This is a genomic window from Roseovarius tolerans, from assembly GCF_900109855.1.
Taxonomy (GTDB): domain Bacteria; phylum Pseudomonadota; class Alphaproteobacteria; order Rhodobacterales; family Rhodobacteraceae; genus Roseovarius; species Roseovarius tolerans.
The window spans coordinates 161,854-181,368 of the sequence record NZ_FOBO01000002.1 but is presented as its reverse complement, the minus strand read 5'-3'; the positions used below and the strand labels follow the sequence as shown (position 1 = coordinate 181,368).

The 19,515-nt window shown below is 64.2% G+C and carries 18 protein-coding genes; 12 read left to right on the top strand and 6 right to left on the bottom strand.

The genetic code is table 11. The features are described 5' to 3' along the window. Window positions 1-25 precede the first annotated feature (25 nt). The gene (locus tag BMX04_RS02670; protein WP_074784880.1) at window positions 26-478 is read left to right on the top strand and encodes a type II toxin-antitoxin system RatA family toxin; all 453 of its coding nucleotides are present in this window, start codon (window positions 26-28) and stop codon (window positions 476-478) included. Here the strand turns inward: BMX04_RS02670 and BMX04_RS02665 are convergent. Genes BMX04_RS02665 through BMX04_RS02655 form a run of 3 tightly spaced genes read right to left on the bottom strand, consistent with a single transcriptional unit; the run spans window position 461 to window position 2,564 of the window. Then, window positions 461-940 (bottom strand): CinA family protein, encoded by a 480-nt coding sequence (locus BMX04_RS02665; protein ID WP_074784879.1) that lies wholly within the window; start codon window positions 938-940, stop codon window positions 461-463. The two genes, BMX04_RS02670 and BMX04_RS02665, sit on opposite strands and share 18 nt — an antisense overlap. Continuing rightward, a complete protein-coding gene (locus tag BMX04_RS02660; RefSeq protein ID WP_074784878.1) occupies window positions 937-1,434 on the bottom strand; it encodes a phosphatidylglycerophosphatase A family protein in 498 nt (165 codons plus the stop codon). The genes BMX04_RS02665 and BMX04_RS02660 overlap by 4 nt, the downstream gene beginning before the upstream one ends. After that, entirely contained in the window at window positions 1,425-2,564 is a 1,140-nt protein-coding gene (locus BMX04_RS02655) for a bifunctional 2-C-methyl-D-erythritol 4-phosphate cytidylyltransferase/2-C-methyl-D-erythritol 2,4-cyclodiphosphate synthase (RefSeq protein ID WP_074784877.1), read from the bottom strand. Before BMX04_RS02655 ends, BMX04_RS02660 begins: the two co-directional genes overlap by 10 nt. A gap of 162 nt (window positions 2,565-2,726) precedes the next feature. Between BMX04_RS02655 and dusB the strand changes: the two genes are divergently transcribed. From dusB to ntrX, 5 genes are all read left to right on the top strand, one after another. Beyond that, entirely contained in the window at window positions 2,727-3,722 is a 996-nt protein-coding gene (dusB, locus tag BMX04_RS02650) for a tRNA dihydrouridine synthase DusB (protein WP_074784876.1), read from the top strand. Beyond that, complete coding sequence (locus BMX04_RS02645; protein ID WP_074784875.1) at window positions 3,719-4,795, top strand: two-component system sensor histidine kinase NtrB; 1,077 nt, start codon at window positions 3,719-3,721, stop codon at window positions 4,793-4,795. Before dusB ends, BMX04_RS02645 begins: the two co-directional genes overlap by 4 nt. Window positions 4,796-4,798: 3 nt before the next feature. Then, window positions 4,799-6,160, top strand: coding sequence for a response regulator (locus BMX04_RS02640; protein WP_074784874.1), 1,362 nt, complete (start codon window positions 4,799-4,801; stop codon window positions 6,158-6,160). Window positions 6,161-6,280: 120 nt separating this feature from the next. Beyond that, window positions 6,281-8,533, top strand: coding sequence for a sensor histidine kinase NtrY-like (locus BMX04_RS02635; protein WP_074784873.1), 2,253 nt, complete (start codon window positions 6,281-6,283; stop codon window positions 8,531-8,533). 7 nt (window positions 8,534-8,540) lie between these two features. Further along, the gene (ntrX, locus tag BMX04_RS02630) at window positions 8,541-9,950 is read left to right on the top strand and encodes a nitrogen assimilation response regulator NtrX (RefSeq protein WP_074784872.1); all 1,410 of its coding nucleotides are present in this window, start codon (window positions 8,541-8,543) and stop codon (window positions 9,948-9,950) included. A gap of 3 nt (window positions 9,951-9,953) precedes the next feature. Here the strand turns inward: ntrX and BMX04_RS02625 are convergent, their stop codons facing one another. Then, window positions 9,954-10,865, bottom strand: a complete 912-nt coding sequence (locus tag BMX04_RS02625; RefSeq protein ID WP_074784871.1) for a LysR substrate-binding domain-containing protein — start codon at window positions 10,863-10,865, stop codon at window positions 9,954-9,956. Between the two features lie 101 nt (window positions 10,866-10,966). Between BMX04_RS02625 and BMX04_RS02620 the strand changes: the two genes are divergently transcribed. From BMX04_RS02620 to BMX04_RS02600, 5 genes are all read left to right on the top strand, one after another. After that, window positions 10,967-12,190 (top strand): acyl-CoA dehydrogenase, encoded by a 1,224-nt coding sequence (locus tag BMX04_RS02620; protein WP_074784870.1) that lies wholly within the window; start codon window positions 10,967-10,969, stop codon window positions 12,188-12,190. A gap of 61 nt (window positions 12,191-12,251) precedes the next feature. Then, window positions 12,252-13,514, top strand: coding sequence for an NAD(P)/FAD-dependent oxidoreductase (locus tag BMX04_RS02615; protein ID WP_074784869.1), 1,263 nt, complete (start codon window positions 12,252-12,254; stop codon window positions 13,512-13,514). A 93-nt stretch (window positions 13,515-13,607) separates the two neighbouring features. Then, a complete protein-coding gene (locus BMX04_RS02610) occupies window positions 13,608-15,011 on the top strand; it encodes an MATE family efflux transporter (RefSeq protein WP_074784868.1) in 1,404 nt (467 codons plus the stop codon). A gap of 266 nt (window positions 15,012-15,277) precedes the next feature. After that, window positions 15,278-15,721: a type II 3-dehydroquinate dehydratase gene (aroQ, locus tag BMX04_RS02605; protein WP_074784867.1), complete on the top strand. Its 444-nt coding sequence runs from the start codon at window positions 15,278-15,280 to the stop codon at window positions 15,719-15,721. Next, complete coding sequence (locus BMX04_RS02600) at window positions 15,718-16,473, top strand: LuxR family transcriptional regulator (protein ID WP_074784866.1); 756 nt, start codon at window positions 15,718-15,720, stop codon at window positions 16,471-16,473. Before aroQ ends, BMX04_RS02600 begins: the two co-directional genes overlap by 4 nt. Before the next feature lie 360 nt (window positions 16,474-16,833). On the opposite strand, the gene tsf is transcribed toward BMX04_RS02600, so the two are convergent. Beyond that, the gene (tsf, locus tag BMX04_RS02595; protein ID WP_050661538.1) at window positions 16,834-17,706 is read right to left on the bottom strand and encodes a translation elongation factor Ts; all 873 of its coding nucleotides are present in this window, start codon (window positions 17,704-17,706) and stop codon (window positions 16,834-16,836) included. Window positions 17,707-17,779: 73 nt separating this feature from the next. After that, window positions 17,780-18,553 carry a 30S ribosomal protein S2 gene (rpsB, locus tag BMX04_RS02590; protein ID WP_074784865.1) on the bottom strand — a complete coding sequence of 258 codons (774 nt, stop codon included), beginning with the start codon at window positions 18,551-18,553 and terminating at the stop codon, window positions 17,780-17,782. 249 nt (window positions 18,554-18,802) lie between these two features. On the opposite strand from rpsB, the gene BMX04_RS02585 reads away from it, so the two are divergent. Then, a complete protein-coding gene (locus BMX04_RS02585) occupies window positions 18,803-19,495 on the top strand; it encodes a DUF502 domain-containing protein (RefSeq protein ID WP_074784864.1) in 693 nt (230 codons plus the stop codon). The last annotated feature ends 20 nt before the right edge of the window (window positions 19,496-19,515 follow it).

The following is a 19,515-nucleotide window of genomic DNA, read 5'->3' as shown; positions in this document are numbered from 1 at the left end:
CTGTCACGTGCAAACCGGGGCTACCATGCCATCACATTCAGAAACGCGAACGCTGCGCTACACGGCGGATCAGATGTATGCGCTGGTCGCGGATGTGGCGCGCTACCCCGAGTTCCTGCCCTGGACGGCGGCGGCCCGGGTGCGCAAGGTCACCCCGCGCGAGGATGGTTCAGAACTGATGGAGGCGGATCTCGTGATCAGTTTCAAGGTGTTCCGCGAACGCTTCGGCAGCCGCGTGGAACTCTTCCCGCAAGAGCGGCGCATCGCGACCGAATACCTTGACGGGCCGTTCAAGCATATGCGCTCCAATTGGGCGTTTCGCGATGTAGAGGGCGGTTGTGAGGTGGCGTTCGACGTCGATTTCGCGTTCAAGAACCGATTGCTGCAATCGGCGGCGGAGTTCTTCTTTTACGAGGCGATGAAGCGGGTGGTGCGTGCCTTCGAGGAGCGCGCGGAGGCCCTATACGGGACCGCGTGACACCGCAGCTTGCAGCAGTTCGAGCGCGTGATCCCGCGAAAGACGGCGCACCGCGTCCCGGCCCTGCGCGCCAAAGTCTTGCGTTTCGCTGACAGTAGGATGGCCGGTATGGGCGAGGCCGAAACAGACACGCCCCTCGGGCTTGTGCTCTGACCCGCCGGGACCGGCGATGCCGGTGATCGACACGGCAAGATTGGCACGGCTGTGACGCAACGCCCCGTCGGCCATCTCGCGCGCGGTCTCCTCGGAAACGGCACCAAACGCGGCAAGCGTCTCGGGCGACACGCCAAGCATCTCGATTTTCGCCTGATTCGAATAGGTTACGAAGCCACGTTCAACCACCGCGCTGGAGCCGGAAACATCAGTCAGCGCAACGGCAACCATGCCCCCCGTGCAGCTTTCGGCGGTCGCGATCATCACGCCCTGCGCACGGGCGCTGTCGAGGATATCGGCGACGCTCACAGGCCCAGCACCCCGTGCGAAATCGCCGCCCCCGCCATGACGCAGAGCGCGGCGGCCAGTCCCGCGAGGATGTCATCCAGCATCACACCAAGCGCATCGCCGCGCCGGTCCGCCCAGCCGATCGGGCCGGGCTTCCAGATGTCGAACAGGCGAAAGGCAAGGAATGCCGTGATCCAGCCGGGCCAGAGCGCGGTCAGCGCCACCCCGGCATGCGTCGCGCCGATGGACACCGGTAAAAAGGCAAGCCACTGACCGGCGACCTCGTCGATCACGATCTCGGACGGATCGTGATCGTCTTTTCCTTTCGTTTCCCGTCCTGTGGCCCACATACCTAATGTGAACGCCACGACCACGCCAAGGCTCAGCAGGAGCGGACCGCCCGCCACATGCAGCGCCCAGGCGCAGGGCAACGCCGCAAGCGACCCCCATGTGCCGGGGGCCGGGCGCAAGTGGCCGACATGGAAAAACGTGGCTATCAAATGAGTTACGCGCATGTCTTCACCAGTGTCACGGCGGCTTGCGCTGCGATGCCTTCCTCTCGCCCGGTAAAGCCGAGCCGTTCGGACGTGGTGGCCTTGACCGAGATCCGGTCAGGGGCGAGACCGGTGACCCTGCTCAGCGCCTCCTGCATGGCCTGCGCATGCGGCCCGATCTTCGGGCGCTCGCAGACAAGAGTGACGTCCATATTATTGATCGTGAACCCTTTTTGCGATGCCAGATCGACCGCGTGGCGCAGGAAGACATGGCTTTCGGCCCCTTTCCACTGCGGATCGGAGGGCGGAAAATGCCGACCAATATCGCCCTCGGCCATGGCTCCGTAAATCGCATCGGTCAGCGCGTGCATGCCCACATCGGCATCGGAATGGCCCTGCAACCCGCGATCATGCGGCACCGCGACGCCACAGAGCATGCAGTGATCGCCGGGGCCGAAACGGTGCACGTCGAACCCGGTGCCGATACGTATATCCATCTTATGTTCCAATAGCTTAGAAGCGCGGCCAAAGTCCTGTGGGTGGGTGATCTTGAGGTTATCCTCATCGCCCTCGACGATGGCCACGGAGAGTCCGGCGGCGCGCGCGACGGCGACATCGTCCGCCGCATCCCCCGCATGGGCCCGGTGCGCGGCGAGGATCGTGGCAAATTCAAACCCCTGCGGCGTCTGCGCACGGTAAAGGTCCGCGCGGTCGCGGGTGCCGGTGACATGGCCACCCGCGCCGGTCCAGAGCGCATCGGTGACGGGCAGGGCGGGGGCGGCGGCAACAGCCCCCGCGTGCAACATATCGAGCACGGCGCTGATCTGTTCGGGGGTGATGCAGCAGCGCGCGACATCGTGGATCAGAACATGATCAGGCGGGTCGCCTGCCATCGAGTCCAGCCCGTTGCGCACCGAGATCGCCCGTGTGGCACCACCCTCGGCCACGCGAATCCGCGGGTGCGGAACAAGACGGTCAATATCGTCGGCATGCAGGACAACGGTGATCGAGGTGATCCCCGGCACCGCGAGAAACGCATCGACCGTCCAGTCGATCACGCGACGACCGGCGAGGGGCTGCCATTGCTTTGGCAAGTCCCCGCCAGCACGGGTGCCGCGACCTGCGGCGACGATGAGAGCGGCGTTCGTCATGTGGTCCTGATTACGGCGCGTCCGGGGCGAGCGCAATGGCTGAGCATGTGCTTAATAAATAGGCGAGTGCTAGTGAGGGCGCTGTGAATTATACCTTGCAGCGTTGTTTCTCGCCCGCGTCAGGGCTACAAAGGCGATGTTGCACAAGGATTAGGCACACACATGCTCTCACTTGCCGATAGGTGGTTCAATCCGCCCGTGGCGCTCGCCCCGATGGCGGGAATCACCGACCTGCCGTTTCGGTCCCTGGTGTCGCGTTTTGGCGCGGGGCTGGTGGTGAGCGAAATGGTCGCGAGCCAGGAAATGGTGCAGGCCAAACCCGGCGTGCGCGAAAAGGCCGAACTTGGGCTGGGGATTGCGAACACGGTCGTGCAGCTTGCCGGCTGTGACACCCGCTGGATCGCCGAGGCCGCGCGCATGGTCGAGGATCGCGGCGCGAAGGCCATCGACATCAACATGGGCTGCCCCGCCAAGAAGGTGACGAGCGCGAGCGGGGCAGGGGCGTCTGGCTCGGCCTTGATGCGCACGCCGGATCATGCGCTGCGGCTGATCGAGGCGGTGGTCGGCGCGGTCCGTGTGCCGGTCACGCTCAAGACCCGGCTGGGTTGGGATGACGATTGCCTCAACGCCCCCGAGATCGCGCGCCGTGCCGAGGCGGCAGGCGTGCAGATGATCACCATCCACGGGCGCACGCGCTGTCAATTCTACAAGGGGCGCGCCGATTGGGCGGCCATTCGCGCGGTCAAGGACGCCGTGCGCGTGCCGGTGCTGGCCAATGGCGACATCGTGGACGGGCCGAGCGCACGCCGCGCGCTGGAACAATCCGGTGCCGACGGCGTGATGATCGGACGGGGCGCGCAAGGCCGCCCCTGGCTGCTGGCGCAGGTGGCGGCAGAGATTTACGGCACACCCGCGCCCGTAATCCCGCAAGGTGCGGAACTGGCCGATCTGGTGGCCGGGCATTACGAGGCGATGCTGGGCTTTTACGGGCGCGATCTCGGCGGGCGCGCCGCGCGCAAGCATCTGGGCTGGTACATGGATCACGCGGGCACCGGGGCCGATCTGCGCCGCCGGGTGCTGACGGCGGCGCCGGACACGGTGCTGCACCTCTTGCCGGATGCCATGCAGGACACCGTCTGCGAAAGGCACGCGGCATGAGCACCGAGGAGGGGATCTGGACGTCATTGCCAGTGCCCGCGCTGGTGATCGACGCCGAGGATCGCATCACGCGGATCAACCCCGCCGCCGAGGGCTTCATGATGAGTTCCGAGCGCGCGCTGACCGGTCAGCCGCTCTGGGACAAGCTGGCGGTGAATGCGCCATTGGAAGAGGCGTTCGAACGGGCCCGCGAGAACGACGCCCCGCTTTTCGTCAATGATGTGGACGTCGGCACCGGAGAGCGTGCGCCGATGCAGTGCAATCTTCAGGTGGCCCCATTGGCGGGCAGCCCCGGTCATATGATCATGCTGATCAGCCCGCGAGAGCTGGCCGGCCGCATGGTGCAGAACAGCAACGTGAAATCGGCGGCGAAATCGGCCATCGGCATGGCCGAGATGCTGGCGCATGAGATCAAAAATCCGCTCGCGGGCATTACGGGCGCGGCGCAGCTTCTGTCGATGACGCTGGGGCAGGACGATCTCGAACTGACCGATCTGATCGTCAGCGAAAGCCGCCGCATCGTGGGCCTGCTCGAGCGGGTGGAGCAGTTCGGCAATATCAGCGCCCCGGATCTGAAGCCCGTGAACCTGCATGATGTGCTGGATCGCGCGCGCCGCTCGGCGATGCTGGGCTTTGCCGCGCATATGACGATGATCGAGGATTACGACCCGTCGCTGCCACTGGCGCTTGGCGATGCGGATCAGTTGTTGCAGGTGGTGCTGAACCTGCTGAAGAACGCAGCGGAAGCAGCAAAGGGACGGCCCGGCACGATCCGCCTGCACAGCTATTACGAGCAATCGCTGCGGGTGCGGCGTGGCGAGGGCAAGGGCAAGGCGCTGCCGCTTCAAATCGAGATCATCGACGACGGGCCGGGCCTGCCGCCCGAGATCGCCGAAGAGGTGTTCGATCCCTTCGTGTCGGGCCGCGAAAATGGCACGGGGCTTGGCCTCGCGCTCGCGGCCAAGATCATTTCGGATCACGACGGCTGGATCTCGGTAAGTTCGGTGCCCGGGCGCACGGTGTTCCGCATTTCATTGCAACGCGCACAGACGACGACAGGCCAGGGAGGCTAGAACATGGACGGCACGGTATTGGTCGCCGATGATGACCGCACGATCAGGACGGTTCTAACACAGGCGCTGACACGGGCGGGGTGCCGGGTGCATGCCACGTCGAGCCTGACCACGCTTATGCGGTGGGTCGGCGAAGGCAAGGGCGACGTGGTGATCTCGGACGTGATGATGCCCGATGGCAATGGGTTGGAGATGCTGCCCAAGATCGCGCAGGACCGGCCCGGCCTGCCGGTGATCGTGATCTCGGCGCAGAACACGATCATGACGGCGATCAAGGCCGCCGAGGCCGAGGCCTATGACTACCTGCCCAAGCCCTTCGATCTGCCCGACCTGATGAAACGCACCGCGCGCGCGCTCGAGGCCCGCGCCCGGCGCAGCGTGGTGGCCCCCGAAGAGGACCGACCCGAGGAATTGCCGCTGATCGGGCGCACGCCCGCAATGCAGACCCTCTACCGCGTGGTAGCGCGGGTCATGCACAGCGATCTGCCGGTGATGATCTGCGGCGAATCGGGCACCGGCAAGTCGCTCATCGCCAAGGCGCTGCACGATTTCTCGGACCGGCGCACGCTGCCCTTCGTGACGGTGACGGCAAGCGATCTGAGCGAACTTGACGGCCCGTCGCGGGTGATGGCGCGGGTCAAGGGCGGCACGCTGGTGCTGGACGAGGCGAGCGATCTGCCGCTCGAGGCGCAGGGCCGCGTGGTGCGGATGATGGACGCGCCGGGCGATCACGTGCCGCGCTTCATGGCCACCAGCCGGGTGCCGCCGGCACAGGCGCTGGAGGACGGCACGCTGCGCGAGGATCTCTATTACCGGCTGAGCGGGGCCGTGATCGACGTGCCGTCCCTGCGCGAACGGATCGAGGATATCCCGCTGCTGGCGGCACATTTCCTCGCCCGGGACGAACGCGAGGGACAGCCCGCGCGTCACCTGTCGGACGGCGCGGTGGAGCTGATGCGCGCCTATAGCTGGCCCGGCAACGTGCGACAGCTGGAGAACGCAGTGCGCCGGATCGGCCTCACCGCATTGGCGCAGGAAATCACCCGCTCCGAGGTCGAGGCGGTGCTGGGAAATCAGCCGCGCGCCGAGCCGGTGATGGGGCAGGTGCGCGGCGAGAGCCTGTCGGCCTCGGTGGCGGGGCATCTGCAACGCTATTTCGATCTCCACGGTGCGGACCTGCCGCCTGCGGGGCTCTATGGGCGAATCCTGCGCGAGGTCGAAACACCGCTGATCGAGATCGCGCTCGATGCCACCGGCGGCAACCAGATGAAGTGCGCCGAACTGCTCGGGATCAACCGCAATACGCTGCGCAAGAAAATCACCGATCTTGATATTCACGTGACACGCCGCCGCAAGTTGATGTAAAACTGCAACAGGACTGTGACCTGACCGGCGTTTCGCGCGCCGCAGGGCCAGATGTTGCGGGGCAGGCGCGGCCGCCCCACTAACCGATGGGGGGCATGCGTGGCAACGCGGACACGCAAAATGCGCGGCAGGCGCCTGTCATGGGAGGGGATCACCCGCCTGAGACGGCTGCGTCAGTTGCGGAGCTACGCCACGCTGGGCCTTGTTATCCTTGGCCCTGTTCTAGCCTTCGCCACTTACCTGCTGCTCGGCCCTCTCGATCAGGGCACATCCTCCAACGGTCTTCGGCTCGTGCTTTTGGCGGACATGATCTATGTGCTCATGGTCGCGGGGCTGGTGCTGCAACGGGTGGCCCGGATGATCGCGGCGCGTCGGTCGCGCTCGGCGGGCTCGCGGCTGCACTTGCGGCTGACCGGCGTATTCGCGCTGATGGCGCTCTTGCCGACAATCACGGTGGCGGTCTTTGCCACTTTATCGGTCAACATGGGGCTGGAGGCATGGTTTTCCGACCGCGTCGGGCGCGTGGTCGACAGTTCCGTGGCCGCCGCGCAAGCCTATGAGGACGAGCACCGCCGCGATCTGGTAACCGATGCACGGGTGCTGGCGCAGGTGATCAATACCACCAAGCGCGCGACGGTCTTCATGAGCGATGGCGACATCCGGCAGGTCCTCTCATCTGGGCAGCGCGAGATTCAGCGCGGGCTGCGCGAGGCCTTCGTGATCGACGGCACCGGCGAGCTGCGGGCCCGCGGCGAGCGCTCCTATCTCTTCGACTACGAAGAGCCGACGCCCGAGCAAATCGCCGAGGCCCGAGAGCAGGGCGTCACGGTGATCCGCGATTGGGACAATAACGAGTTTCGCGCGCTGATGCCGCTCGATGCATTTTCCGACCGGCTGCTCTACATCAGCCGCAATGTCGATGGCGCGATCCTCAACCTGCTCGACGACACCCAGGAAACCGCACGTTTCTACAAGCAACGCGAGAGCGAGCGCGGGCGGCTTCTATTCGAGTTCGGGCTGCTCTACCTGGGCTTCGCGGTCATTCTGATCCTCGCCGCGATCTGGCTTGGCATGTGGTTCGCCGAGCGTCTGTCGCGGCCCGTCGGACGGCTCACCTCTGCCGCGCAGCGGGTCGGCGAGGGCGATCTCGATACGCAGGTGCGCGAGGAAGAGGGCGACGACGAGATCGCGCAACTCAGCACCTATTTCAACCAGATGACCCGGCAGCTGAAGGGTCAGCGCGAACGCCTGCTGGCCAATACCCAACAGATCGAGCGCCGCCGCCGCCTCTTTGATTCGGTGCTGGGGTCGGTCTCGTCGGGGGTGGTCGGGCTCGATGCCAAGGGGCGTGTGACCTTCGTGAACCGCGCCGCCGAACGCCTGCTCGACTGGCAGGAGGATCAACAATCCATGGCGCTGTCGGTGGCGGTGCCCGAATTCGGCCCGCTCTTTGACCGGCTGCGCGTGGTTCCGAGCGGCTTTGTGCAGGAAGAGATCAAGGTCAGCCGCGGCACGCGGCAGGAAAACCTGCTGGTGCGCATGTCCACCCGGATGGGCGAGGGCGGACGGCGCGAGGGCTATGTGGTGGCGTTCGACGACGTGACAGATCTTGTGACGGCGCAGCGCATGGCCGCCTGGGGCGACGTGGCGCGGCGCATCGCGCATGAGATCAAGAACCCGCTGACGCCCATCCAACTGAGCGCCGAGCGCATCAAGCGCAAGTTCGCCCGGCAGCTGGAGCCGGATCAGGCCGAGAGCCTGGAGCAATTGACCGACGTGGTGGTGCGCCAGACCAATGACCTGCGCCGGATCGTCGATGAATTTTCGAAATTCGCCCGCATGCCCGAGCCGCAGACCGAGCCGCTGAGCCTGAGCCAGGTGCTCCGCGAGGCGGCACTCCTGCAAGAGAGCGGCCAGCCGGACGTGCGGTTCGATCTCGATATGACTGACGCGCCCCTGCGCGCCGAAATCGACCCGTCGATGATCGGACAGGCGCTGACCAACCTGATCAAGAACGCGGGCGAGGCCATCGAGAGCCTGACCGAAAAAGGCGCGCCCGAGGGGCATCAGCCGATGATCCGCATCGAAAGCGCCGAAGACGGCGACAGCGCGGTGATCCGCATTTCCGACAACGGCATCGGCCTGCCCGAGGATCGCGCGCGCCTCTTCGAGCCTTACGTGACGACACGCGACAAGGGCACCGGCCTCGGCCTGCCCATCGTCAAGAAGATCATCGAAGAGCATGGCGGCACGCTCACGCTGGAGGACGCCGTGCCGTTTGCGCCGGGCGCGCATGCCGGTGCCTGTGCGGTGGTGCGCCTGCCGCTTTTGACGGCACAAAACGAGATTGTAGAGGCCAGGGCGGCCATGTGAGGGACCAATGAGTGACATTCTGATTGTCGATGACGAACGCGATATCCGCGAACTGATCTCCGATATTCTCGAGGATGAGGGCTATACCACCCGGCGGGCGGGCAATTCCGACGAGGCGATGACAGCAATCGCCGCTGAACAGCCCGGCCTTCTGATCCTCGATATCTGGCTCAAGGACAGCCAGATGGACGGCATCGACATCCTCAAGACCGTGAAACGCGATTACCCGGATGTGCCGGTGGTGATCATCTCGGGACATGGCAATATCGAAATCGCGGTCGCGGCGATCAAGCAAGGCGCCTATGACTTCATCGAGAAACCATTCAACATCGACCAGTTGATGGTGGTGATCCGGCGCGGCATGGAAACCAGCCGCTTGCGGCGAGAGAATCAGGCGCTGAAGCGGCGCGAGACGGCCCCGTCGGAAATGCTCGGCGATGCGCCCGCGTTTCGTGCGCTGACCGGGCAGTTGGACAAGGTCACAAAATCGAACGGGCGGGTGATGCTCAGCGGCCCGGCCGGTTCGGGCAAGGAACTCGCCGCGCGTTATATCCATGCAAATTCGCACCGGGCCACCGGCCCGTTCGTGACCGTGGGCTGCGCCTCGATCGCGGCCGACCGGATGGAAGAGGTGCTCTTTGGCCGTGAAAACACCGAGACCGGCGTGACACCGGGCCTGCTGGAAGAGGCCAATGGCGGGGTGATCTATTTCGACGAGGTGGCCGACATGCCGCCCGGCACGCAGTCCAAGATTCTGCGGGTTCTGGTCGATCAGACCTTTCTGCGCGTCGGTGGCAGCGACAAGATCAAGGTCGATCTGCGGGTGATTTCCTCGACCAGCCGCGATCTCGAGGCCGAAATCGCCGCCGACCGGTTTCGACGTGAACTCTTTCACCGGCTCAACGTGGTGCCGATCAGCGTGCCAAGTCTGGAAGAGCGGCGCGAGGATATCCCGGCGCTGGCCGCGCATTTCATCGACATGCTGCACAAAACGCAAGGGTTGCCGCTGCGCGAGATGTCCGAGGAGGCCGCGGCCCTGTTGCAGACCATGCACTGGCCCGGCAACGTGCGCCAGCTGCGCAACGTGATCGAGCGGGTGCTGATCCTTGGCGAAGGGGGCGGGCCGATCGGCGTCGCCGAACTGCCGGGCGAGAGCAGCGGCCCGGTGGAAGAGGGGCGCGTCGTGCTGTCGGGGGCCGTCGCGACCATGCCCCTGCGCGACGCCCGCGAGGCGTTCGAACGCGAATACCTGATGACGCAAATCAACCGGTTCGGCGGCAATATAAGCCGCACGGCGGAATTCGTCGGGATGGAGCGCAGCGCCTTGCACCGCAAGCTGAAATCGCTCGGCGTGGTGACCAATGCCAAGGGCGGGCGCGATGATGAAGATGACGAGGCAACGCGCGCGGCAGGATAACGCCTAGCGCGGCAGCGTGTCCTCATCCTCGGTCTGTCCCGCCAGCCAGTCGCGGAACGTCAGCAGCGCGGGATCGCGCGCGCGGCTTTCCGGCCAGACGAGGTAATAGGCGCCCGACATCTCCGTGCGCGCGCCCCAGACGCGGGCCAGCCGCCCGGTCGCCAAATCCTGCTCCGCGAGGTAATCGGGCAGCAGCGCCACGCCCAACCCGTGCAGCGCCGCCTGCGTGATGGTTGAGAATTGATCATAGACCGTGCCGGTGATGCGCGGATCCTTGATGCCATGCGCGCCAAACCAATCGTCCCAGGCATTGGGGCGCGTCTCGATATGCAAGAGCGGCAGACGCAGTAGGTCCCGCGCAGAGGTGACCGGGGGATGGGCCGACAGAAGGTCGGGGGCTGCAACCGGCAGAACTGCCTCGGTTTTCAGCCGCAGCGCATCCGTTCCAGGCCAGTCCGCATTCCCGAAATGTATCGCTGCGTCAAAGGGTTCGGAGGCGAAGTTGAACGGCTTGAGACGAGTCGAGAGGTTGATCGTCACCTCGGGGTGACGGCGCGCGAAATCGGCAAGGCGCGGCACCAGCCAGCGCATGCCGAAGGTTGGCAGGATCGCAAGGCTCAGGCTGCCGCCGACCGGGTTTACCGTCATGTTGACCGAGGCTTGCGCGATCTGCTGCAGGGCCCCGCGCACCTTGTCGGCATAAACCGCCGCGTCGGGCGTCAGACGCATGCTTCGCCCCTGCCGCAGGAAGAGCGTCACGCCAAGCTGATTTTCAAGTGTTTTCAACTGCCTGCTGACCGCACTTTGCGTTTGTGACAGCTCCTCGGCGGCGGCAGTGGCGCTCCCGAGACGGTCGAGCGCCTCGAGCGCACGCAGCGAGGAGATCGAAGGCAGGAAGCGGCGGGGCAGGGTCATGCTTGCGAAAAACTCATAGGTTCATGTGGATTTATCGTTATTCAGGCCGGTTTGGCCAGTGTAAAGTGCCTCTAACCCAAGAATTGCATGAGGATTGCGCCATGAATGCCAATACCCCCACGCTGCGTGCCAAGGATGCACCGGATCTTAATTCTTTCGAGTGGAGCGACCCGTTCCGCCTGAGCGATCAACTTTCGGAAGAGGAGCGGATGATCGCCGAAAGCGCCCGCACTTTCGCGCAGGAGAGCCTGCAACCCCGCGTCATCGACGCCTATCGCGAAGAGCGGGTGGAGCCGGAAGTCTTCAGGGAAATGGGGCAGATGGGCCTCTTGGGCACCACCATCCCCGAGGAATATGGCGGGCTGGGATCGAGCTATGTGAGCTATGGTCTCGTTGCGCGCGAGATCGAGCGGGTCGATTCGGGCTATCGCTCGATGATGAGCGTGCAAAGCTCTTTGGTGATGTACCCGATCTACGCCTACGGCAGCGAAGAGCAGCGCCGCAAGTACCTTCCGGGGCTGGCGAGCGGCGAGTTGATCGGCTGTTTCGGCCTGACCGAGCCCGATGCGGGCAGCGACCCGGCGGGCATGAAGACACGCGCGGTGCGCACCGACACGGGCTATTGCCTGACCGGCTCCAAGATGTGGATTTCCAACAGCCCGATTGCCGATGTCTTCGTCATCTGGGCGAAGTCCGAAGCGCATGACGGCAAGATCCGCGGCTTCGTGCTGGAAAAAGGCATGACAGGCCTGAGCGCGCCCAAGGTGGGTGGCAAGCTGAGCCTTCGCGCCTCGGTCACCGGCGAGATCGTGATGGACGGCGTCGAAGTTCCGGAATCGGCGCTTTTGCCCAATGTTCAGGGGCTTAAAGGGCCTTTTGGATGTTTGAACCGGGCCCGCTACGGCATCGCCTGGGGCGTCATGGGCGCGGCGGAGTTCTGCTGGCACGCCTCGCGGCAATACGGTCTCGACCGCAAGCAGTTCAACCGCCCTCTGGCGCAGACGCAGCTCTTTCAGCTCAAGCTGGCCAACATGCAGACCGAGATCGCGCTTGGCCTGCAGGCGGCGCTGCGCGTCGGGCGGCTGATGGACGAGGCCAATGCCGCGCCCGAGATGATCAGCCTGATCAAGCGTAACAATTGCGGCAAGGCATTGGAGATTGCACGCCACGCCCGCGACATGCATGGTGGCAACGGGATTTCCGAGGAATTTCAGGTCATTCGCCATATGGTCAATCTGGAGACGGTCAACACCTACGAGGGGACGCATGACGTGCATGCGTTGATTTTGGGCCGCGCGCAGACCGGGTTGCAGGCGTTTTTCTAAGGTGAGGAATGGGGCGCAGGTCTCTGATATCAATACGTAACCACTCCAAGGGCCGCCGCGTATGAGCGGCCCGCTCACCTCACTCTGGCAGGCGAGCGCAGCGGAGGATTTCGCAGCACCGCCCTTGCAGGGCGAACGCAGCGTCGACCTCGCCATCGTCGGCGGCGGGTACACCGGCCTCTCGGCGGCGCTCGAGGCTGCGGGGCAGGGCGCCGACGCCACCCTGCTCGAGGCCGAGACCGTCGGGCATGGCGGTTCGGGCCGCAATGTCGGGCTGGTCAATGCCGGGCTCTGGCTGCCCCCCGATGCGGTCTGCAAGACGCTCGGTCAGGCGGCGGGCGAGCACCTCAACACCGTGCTGGCCGGTGCGCCAGATATCGTCTTTGACCTGATCGAAACTCACAACATCGCCTGCGAACCCGTGCGTCACGGCACGCTGCATCTGGCCCATGCGCCCAAGGGCATGGCGCAACTGCGCGGACGGCTGGCGCAGATGCAGGCGCGCGGCGCACCGGTGCGGCTGCTGGAGGCCACGGAGGTCGCCACACGCACCGGAACTGAGCGGTTTCACGGCGCGCTGCATGATCCGCGCGCGGGCACCATTCAGCCGCTGGCCTATGCGCGTGGGTTGGCGCGCGCGGCCGCAGGGCAGGGCGCGCGCCTGCATGAGCAAAGCCCGGTCACGGCGGCCACGCGCCACGGCGGGCAATGGGTGATCCACACGCCCGGCGGCAAGCTGCGCGCGAAACATCTGCTGATGGCGACCAACGCCTATCATATCCCCGCGCCCCCCGTGCGCCTGCCCGAGATGCCGGTGGTGCAGTTCTACCAACTGGCAACCGAACCCCTCGGCGACAACCTCGCACGCGATATCCTGGCGGGCGGCGAGGGGTGCTGGGATACCGGTCTGGTGATGACCTCACTGCGGCGCGATGCGGCGGGGCGGATCATCCTCGGCGGCATGGGCGGCGACGCGAGCGCACATGCCAACTGGGCGGAACGCAAGCTCACGCAGCTTTTCCCCCACCTGCGCGGCACCGAAATCAGCCATGCCTGGGCGGGGCGCATCGCGATGACCGGCAATCACCTGCCACGCATTCAGCGCATCGGGCAGGGCGGCTATGCGATCTATGGCTATTCCGGACGGGGCATCGCGCCGGGCACGGTGTTTGGCCGAGCCGCCGCGCGGGCGCTCCTGAGCGGGCAAGAGGACGATCTGCCGGTGCCGGTGATTGACGCCCATCGCGAGGCTTTCGCGGGACTGCGCACCCTCTATTACGAGACCGGCGCACGGATGATGCACCTGATCGCCGCGCGCGGCTGAGCAAATTCGCACACAGAGTGTTGAGGGGCCGGGCATTGAGCGGGCGGCAAAGCCGGTTATGTGCCTTACACGTTGTGTAAAAGGAATATGACAATGGCCCTGACCGAGAGCGGCGGCAGTTTCACCCAAGGCAATCTTTTCCGGCATGTGTCGGTGATGTCCTTCACCTCGAGCATCGGCTTGATGGCGATCTTCGCCGTCGATCTCATTGATATCGTGTTCATTTCCATGCTGGGACGCGAGGAGCTGGCAGCGGCGGCGGGCTATGCCAGCGCGCTGATGTTCTTTGCCAGCGCCGTCAATATCGGGCTCTCGATTGCGGCGGGCGCGCTCGTGGCGCGGGCCGAGGGTGAGCGCAATCGCACAGATGCCCGCGAATACGCCACCAGCACGGCGGTGATCGCGGTGGCGACGGGGCTTTTTCTGCCGCTTATGATGCTGCCGTTTCTCGATGTGCTTCTGGCGCTCCTCGGGGCCTCCGGAGCCGCGGCGGAGATGGCCTATGGCTACCTGTGGATCATCCTGCCGACGACCTTCCTGTCGGGGCTGTCGATGGTGGCGGTGGCGGTGTTGCGGGCCTATGGCGACGCGCGGGGCGCGATGTATCCCGCACTTCTGGGCGCCGGGGTCAACCTTGTCTTCGATCCTATCCTGATCTTTGCCGCGGGCTTGGGCCTTGAAGGGGCGGCCGTGGCGACGGTGCTGGCACGTCTCGCGACGGCAGCATTGGCGCTTTTCCTCGCGGTGACGCGCTATCAGGCCTTCGCGCGGCCCCGCCCGCAATGCGTGGCTCGCGATTTCAAGGACGCGGCGGGCATTGCGCTGCCTGCGGTTCTGGGCACGGTGGCGACGCCGCTGGGCACCGCCATCGTGACGCGGGAAATGGCAAAATACGGCACCGACGCGGTCGCCGCCATGGCGGTGATCAATCGGATTGTGCCGGTGGTCTTTTCGGTCGTGCTGGCGCTCTCTGGGGCCATAGGGCCGATCTTCGGGCAGAATTTCGGGGCAGGGCGCATGGACCGGGTCTACGAGACATTCTTCGACGGGCTTAAATTTCTTGCCCTCTATGTGGTGGGCATGTCGGCACTGCTCTTCGTGCTGCGCGCCCCGATTGCGGACATGTTCAACGCCAACGGCGACATGCGCGCCATCCTCTATCTCTATCTCGGTCCGTTCGCGCTCGGCTCGTTCTTCAACGGCGCGATCTTCGTCGCCAACGCGTCGTTCAACAACCTCGGTCATCCGGGCTATTCGACCGGGGTCAACTGGGCACGGCACACGATTGGCACATGGCCCTTTGTCGTGGCCTTCGGGGCGATCTGGGGCGCGCAGGGTGTGCTGGCCGGGCAGGCGATCGGCGGGGCGGTCTTTGCCGCCGTAGCGGCATGGCTGGCCTTGCGCGTGATCGAGGCACCATGCCGCGATCCGCTTGCCGCGCATTACACATGCCCAGATCAGCGCATGCAGGTGATAAGCAACCGGTCGCAGCGCTGACATCCATTAGGCGCATAATCAGTATTATGTAAATGTTTTATCCATCAGCCAAGTGTAGAGTTTACTCGAATACAACATTATATCAGTGGCTTGCACCAGATATCTCATGTGAGCCAAGCTATGACGCGATCCGACATTCCAAATCCTGACGTGCCATGCTGTGTCATTCGCGCCGCCCTGTCTCTACACATTGACAGATTGACACATGGCTCACTCGACACAACACTGCAATGCGGTCTAAACGTCGATCCGGAGGAAGCCTGCACATGACATCCATTCTGGTTCTGAACGGTCCGAATCTCAATCTGCTCGGCAAGCGACAGCCCGAGATCTACGGTCACACCACGCTCGCGGATATCGAGGCGATGTGCCATGCGCATGCAGAGACGCACGGGCTCGCCCTCGCCTTTGAACAGAGCAATCACGAAGGCGCCCTGATCGACGCCATTCACGCCGCGCGCGGAACCCATGACGGGATCATCCTGAATGCCGGCGCCTATACGCATAGCTCGATCGCCCTGATGGATGCGCTCGCCTCGGTTCAGATACCGGCCATCGAACTGCACCTGTCGAACGTGCATGCCCGCGAAGACTATCGCCATGTCTCCTACATCGCGCGGGTCGCCATCGGCGTGATCTGCGGCTTTGGCGCGCCGGGCTACATCCTGGCCCTCGATGCCATGCGCGGACATCTGGAGCGCAGCGGATGATCGACCCGAAGGCCGTCAACCGGCTGCTGAATGTCGCCACGATCGAGGAATTGTGGGATCTTCATACGCGGCAGATGGCAGACTACGGGTTCGACCGGCTGATCTATGGCTGCACACGGTTTCGCACCGAAACCTCGCTGGGCGATCCGGATGATTTCGTGATCCTGTCGAACCACGCGCCGGACTATATCGACACCTTCATTGATCAGGGTCTCTATTTTCACGCGCCGATGGTGCGCTGGTCGCTGGGCAATGACGGGGCCTGTTCGTGGTCGATCCTGAACGAGCGTCTCGCCGCCGGTGAAATGACGCCGCAGGAACGTGCGGTGCTGGAGTTCAACCAGGCGCATGGTGTGACGGCGGGCTATTCGATCAGTTTCAAGTCGCTGCGCCCGCGCATGAAGGCCGCGATGGCCCTCACCGCACGGCGCGGCTCGACGCAGGCGGAGGTGGATCAGCTATGGTCCGAAGTCGGCGAGACGGTTCTCGCGCTCAACAACCTGGCGCATCTGTGCATCCTGTCCCTGCCCTACGAATCACCCAAACGCGCGCTGACCTCGCGGCAGCGCGAAGTTCTGGGTTGGGTCGGCGATGGCAAAACGGTGCAAGACATTGCCATGCTGATGGAACTTACCCCTGCAACCGTCGAAAAACACCTGCGGCTGGCGCGCAAGGCGCTCAGCGTCGAGACCACCGCACAGGCGGTTCTCAAAGCCGCATTTCAGAATCAGATTTTCTTCCTAGATGCCTGAAACCCTTTGAATTCAATAGCTTAAAAAATGGTATGGAATCCCTTACTTTCCTTACGTTAGGTAACGTCGCATTATGTCACTGTTCCGTGAGTGGTGGCTTTATTGCCTGGGAACATGGGGGGGTGTTCAACCTTTCGTTTCGGGGAACGCTCCTTTTTCCGGTCTGACCGGATGTCGGCTGTCGGCTCTTATTCCATCGGGGCAGGCAGTCGACGCCAACAGGCCGTCGTTTCATCCCCAATAGACGACCGGTCCAGAGCGGTGTCGCCCTAACAGGCGGCACCGCTTGCCATTTGCGATCCGGGCAAGAAAAAAGGGGCCCGTGCGGGGGCCCCTTCTCAACCGGATCGCGCCCGTGGTTCAGCCCTGTGCGGCCTTGGCCACCTCGGCTGCGAAATCCTCTTCCTTCTTCTCGATGCCTTCGCCCACTTCGAGGCGCACGAAACCCGCGATCGTGGTGTCGGCCTCCTTGGCGGCAGCCTCGACCGTCAGGTCGGGGTTCATCACGAACGCCTGACCAAGCAGCGTGACCTCTGACATGAATTTCTTCATCCGGCCAACGATCATCTTCTCGATCACCGCATCCGGCTTGCCGGACTCGCGGGCGATCTCGATCTGGACCTGCTTTTCCTTTTCGACGACCGCCGGGTCGAGCGAGGCCTCATCCAGCGAGGCGGGGTTGGTGGCGGCGATATGCATCGCGACCTGACGGGCAAAAGTCTCGTCACCCGAGAAGGCCACCAGAACACCGATCTTGCCCATGCCATCAGCGGCGGCATTGTGGACGTAGGACACTACACCGTCGCCTTCGACGCGGGCCATGCGGCGCAGCGACATGTTCTCGCCGATGGTGGCAATCTTGTCGGTCACGGTGTCGGCCACGGTCTTGCCACCCAGGTCGGTCGCGCTCAGCGCGTCGATATCAGCCGCCCCGAGCGCAGCATCGGCGATCTGCGAGACCATGCTCTGGAAATCGGCGTTCTTGGCGACGAAATCGGTCTCCGAGTTGATCTCGACCGCGACGCCAACACCGCCTCCGACCTTGACCGCCACCAGACCTTCGGCCGCGGTGCGCCCGGATTTCTTGGCCGCCTTGGCAAGGCCCTTGGTCCGCAGCCAGTCGACAGCCGCTTCCATGTCGCCCGCAGTCTCGGTCAGCGCCTTCTTTGCATCCATCATGCCTGCGCCTGTCGTGTCGCGCAGCTCTTTTACCATTGCAGCAGTGATCGCCATCTTGGCTCTCCTCAAATTCGATATTTCGCGGGGGCGGGATAGCCCTGCCCCCGTGTCAGTTTCGTGACAGCGCTCAGCCTTCGGCGGCTTCGGTCTCGGCGACGGCCTCTTCCACGGGCGCCTCTTCCATGGCACCGAGGTCGATGCCGGCGGCACCCATCTGGGCCGTCATACCGTCGAGTGCGGCGCGGCTGACCAGATCGCAATAGAGCGCGATGGCGCGGGCGGCGTCGTCATTGCCGGGGATGATGTAATCGATACAGTCGGGCGAGCAGTTGGTATCGACCACGGCCACGACCGGGATGCCCAGCTTGTTGGCTTCGGCGACGGCCAGCGACTCTTTCTTGACGTCGATGACGAACAGCATGTCCGGCACTCCGCCCATTTCGCGGATACCGCCGAGCGACGCCTGAAGCTTGCCCTGATCGCGCTCGATCCCGAGACGCTCCTTCTTGGTCAGGCCTTCGCCACCCGCTTCGAGGATCTCGTCGATCTGCTTGAGACGCTGGATCGATTTCGACACGGTCTGCCAGTTGGTCAGCGTGCCGCCGAGCCAGCGGTGGTTCATGTAATACTGGGCGCATTTCTCGGCGGCTTCCGCCACCGGCTGCGCGGCCTGCCGCTTGGTGCCGACAAAGAGGATGCGGCCGTTCTTGGCAACGCATTCACGGATCGCGTTCAGCGCCGCGTCGAGCATCGGCACGGTCTGCGTGAGGTCCATGATGTGGATGCCGTTGCGCGCGCCATAGATGAACTCGCCCATACGGGGGTTCCAACGCTGCGTCTGGTGGCCGAAGTGAACGCCAGCTTCCAGCAGCTGACGCATGGTGAACTCGGGAAGAGCCATGGTCGTATTCCTTTTCCGGTTTGCGCCTTGGCACGGGGTGAGAAGCGGAATGCTTCAACCGGTGGACTTGAACGGGGATGTCTCCCCCGTCAGCCCGCCCATGCCTGCGGATTTCAGTGCCGCGCGTATAGCGGCCCCTGCCCGCCTGTGCAAGCCCCGCCGGGGTTTTTTGCCGGGCCGCTTGTGCGGGCCATTGTGACAGCGGCGGAATGCGCCTAGATAACCCACGTTCTCTTGATGAGAGTTGTCATGACCACGCCTTTCGAAGACCCACCGATCGCCCCCAAGAAACCCACCCGTTTCGGCGGGCTGCGGACCAGTTTCCTGACCGGTCTGGTGGTGATCGCGCCGGTCGGCCTGACGATCTGGCTGATGTGGACGCTGATCGGCTGGGTCGACGGGTTCGTGCTGCCGCTCATTCCCGCACATTACCAGCCCGAGCGCTATATCGGCATCAACCTGCGCGGCGTCGGCGTGGTGATCTTCCTGATCTTCACCGTGCTCGTCGGCTGGATTGCCAAAGGCCTGATCGGGCGGTCGTTCATCCGCTTTGCGGAATCTCTGGTCAACCGGATGCCGGTGGTGCGTTCGATCTATTCGGGGGTCAAGCAGATCGCCGAGACGGTCTTTGCCCAGACCGAGAGCAATTTCGAGAGAGCCTGCCTGGTGCAATATCCGCGCAAGGATATCTGGGCGGTAGGCTTCATCTCGACCGAGGCGAAGGGCGAGATCAACCAGAAGGCAGAGACCGGCAGCGACCTGCTCAGCGTCTTCGTGCCCACCACGCCCAACCCGACCAGCGGCTTTCTGCTGTTCTTTCCGCGCGAGGACGTGATCGAACTGGACATGAGCATCGAAGACGCCGCCAAGCTGGTGATCTCGGCGGGTCTTGTCTATCCGGGCCAGAAAAAGCCCGAGGAGTTGCGCAAGAAGGCTGGGTGAAGGGCGGCGTGAATGGCCTG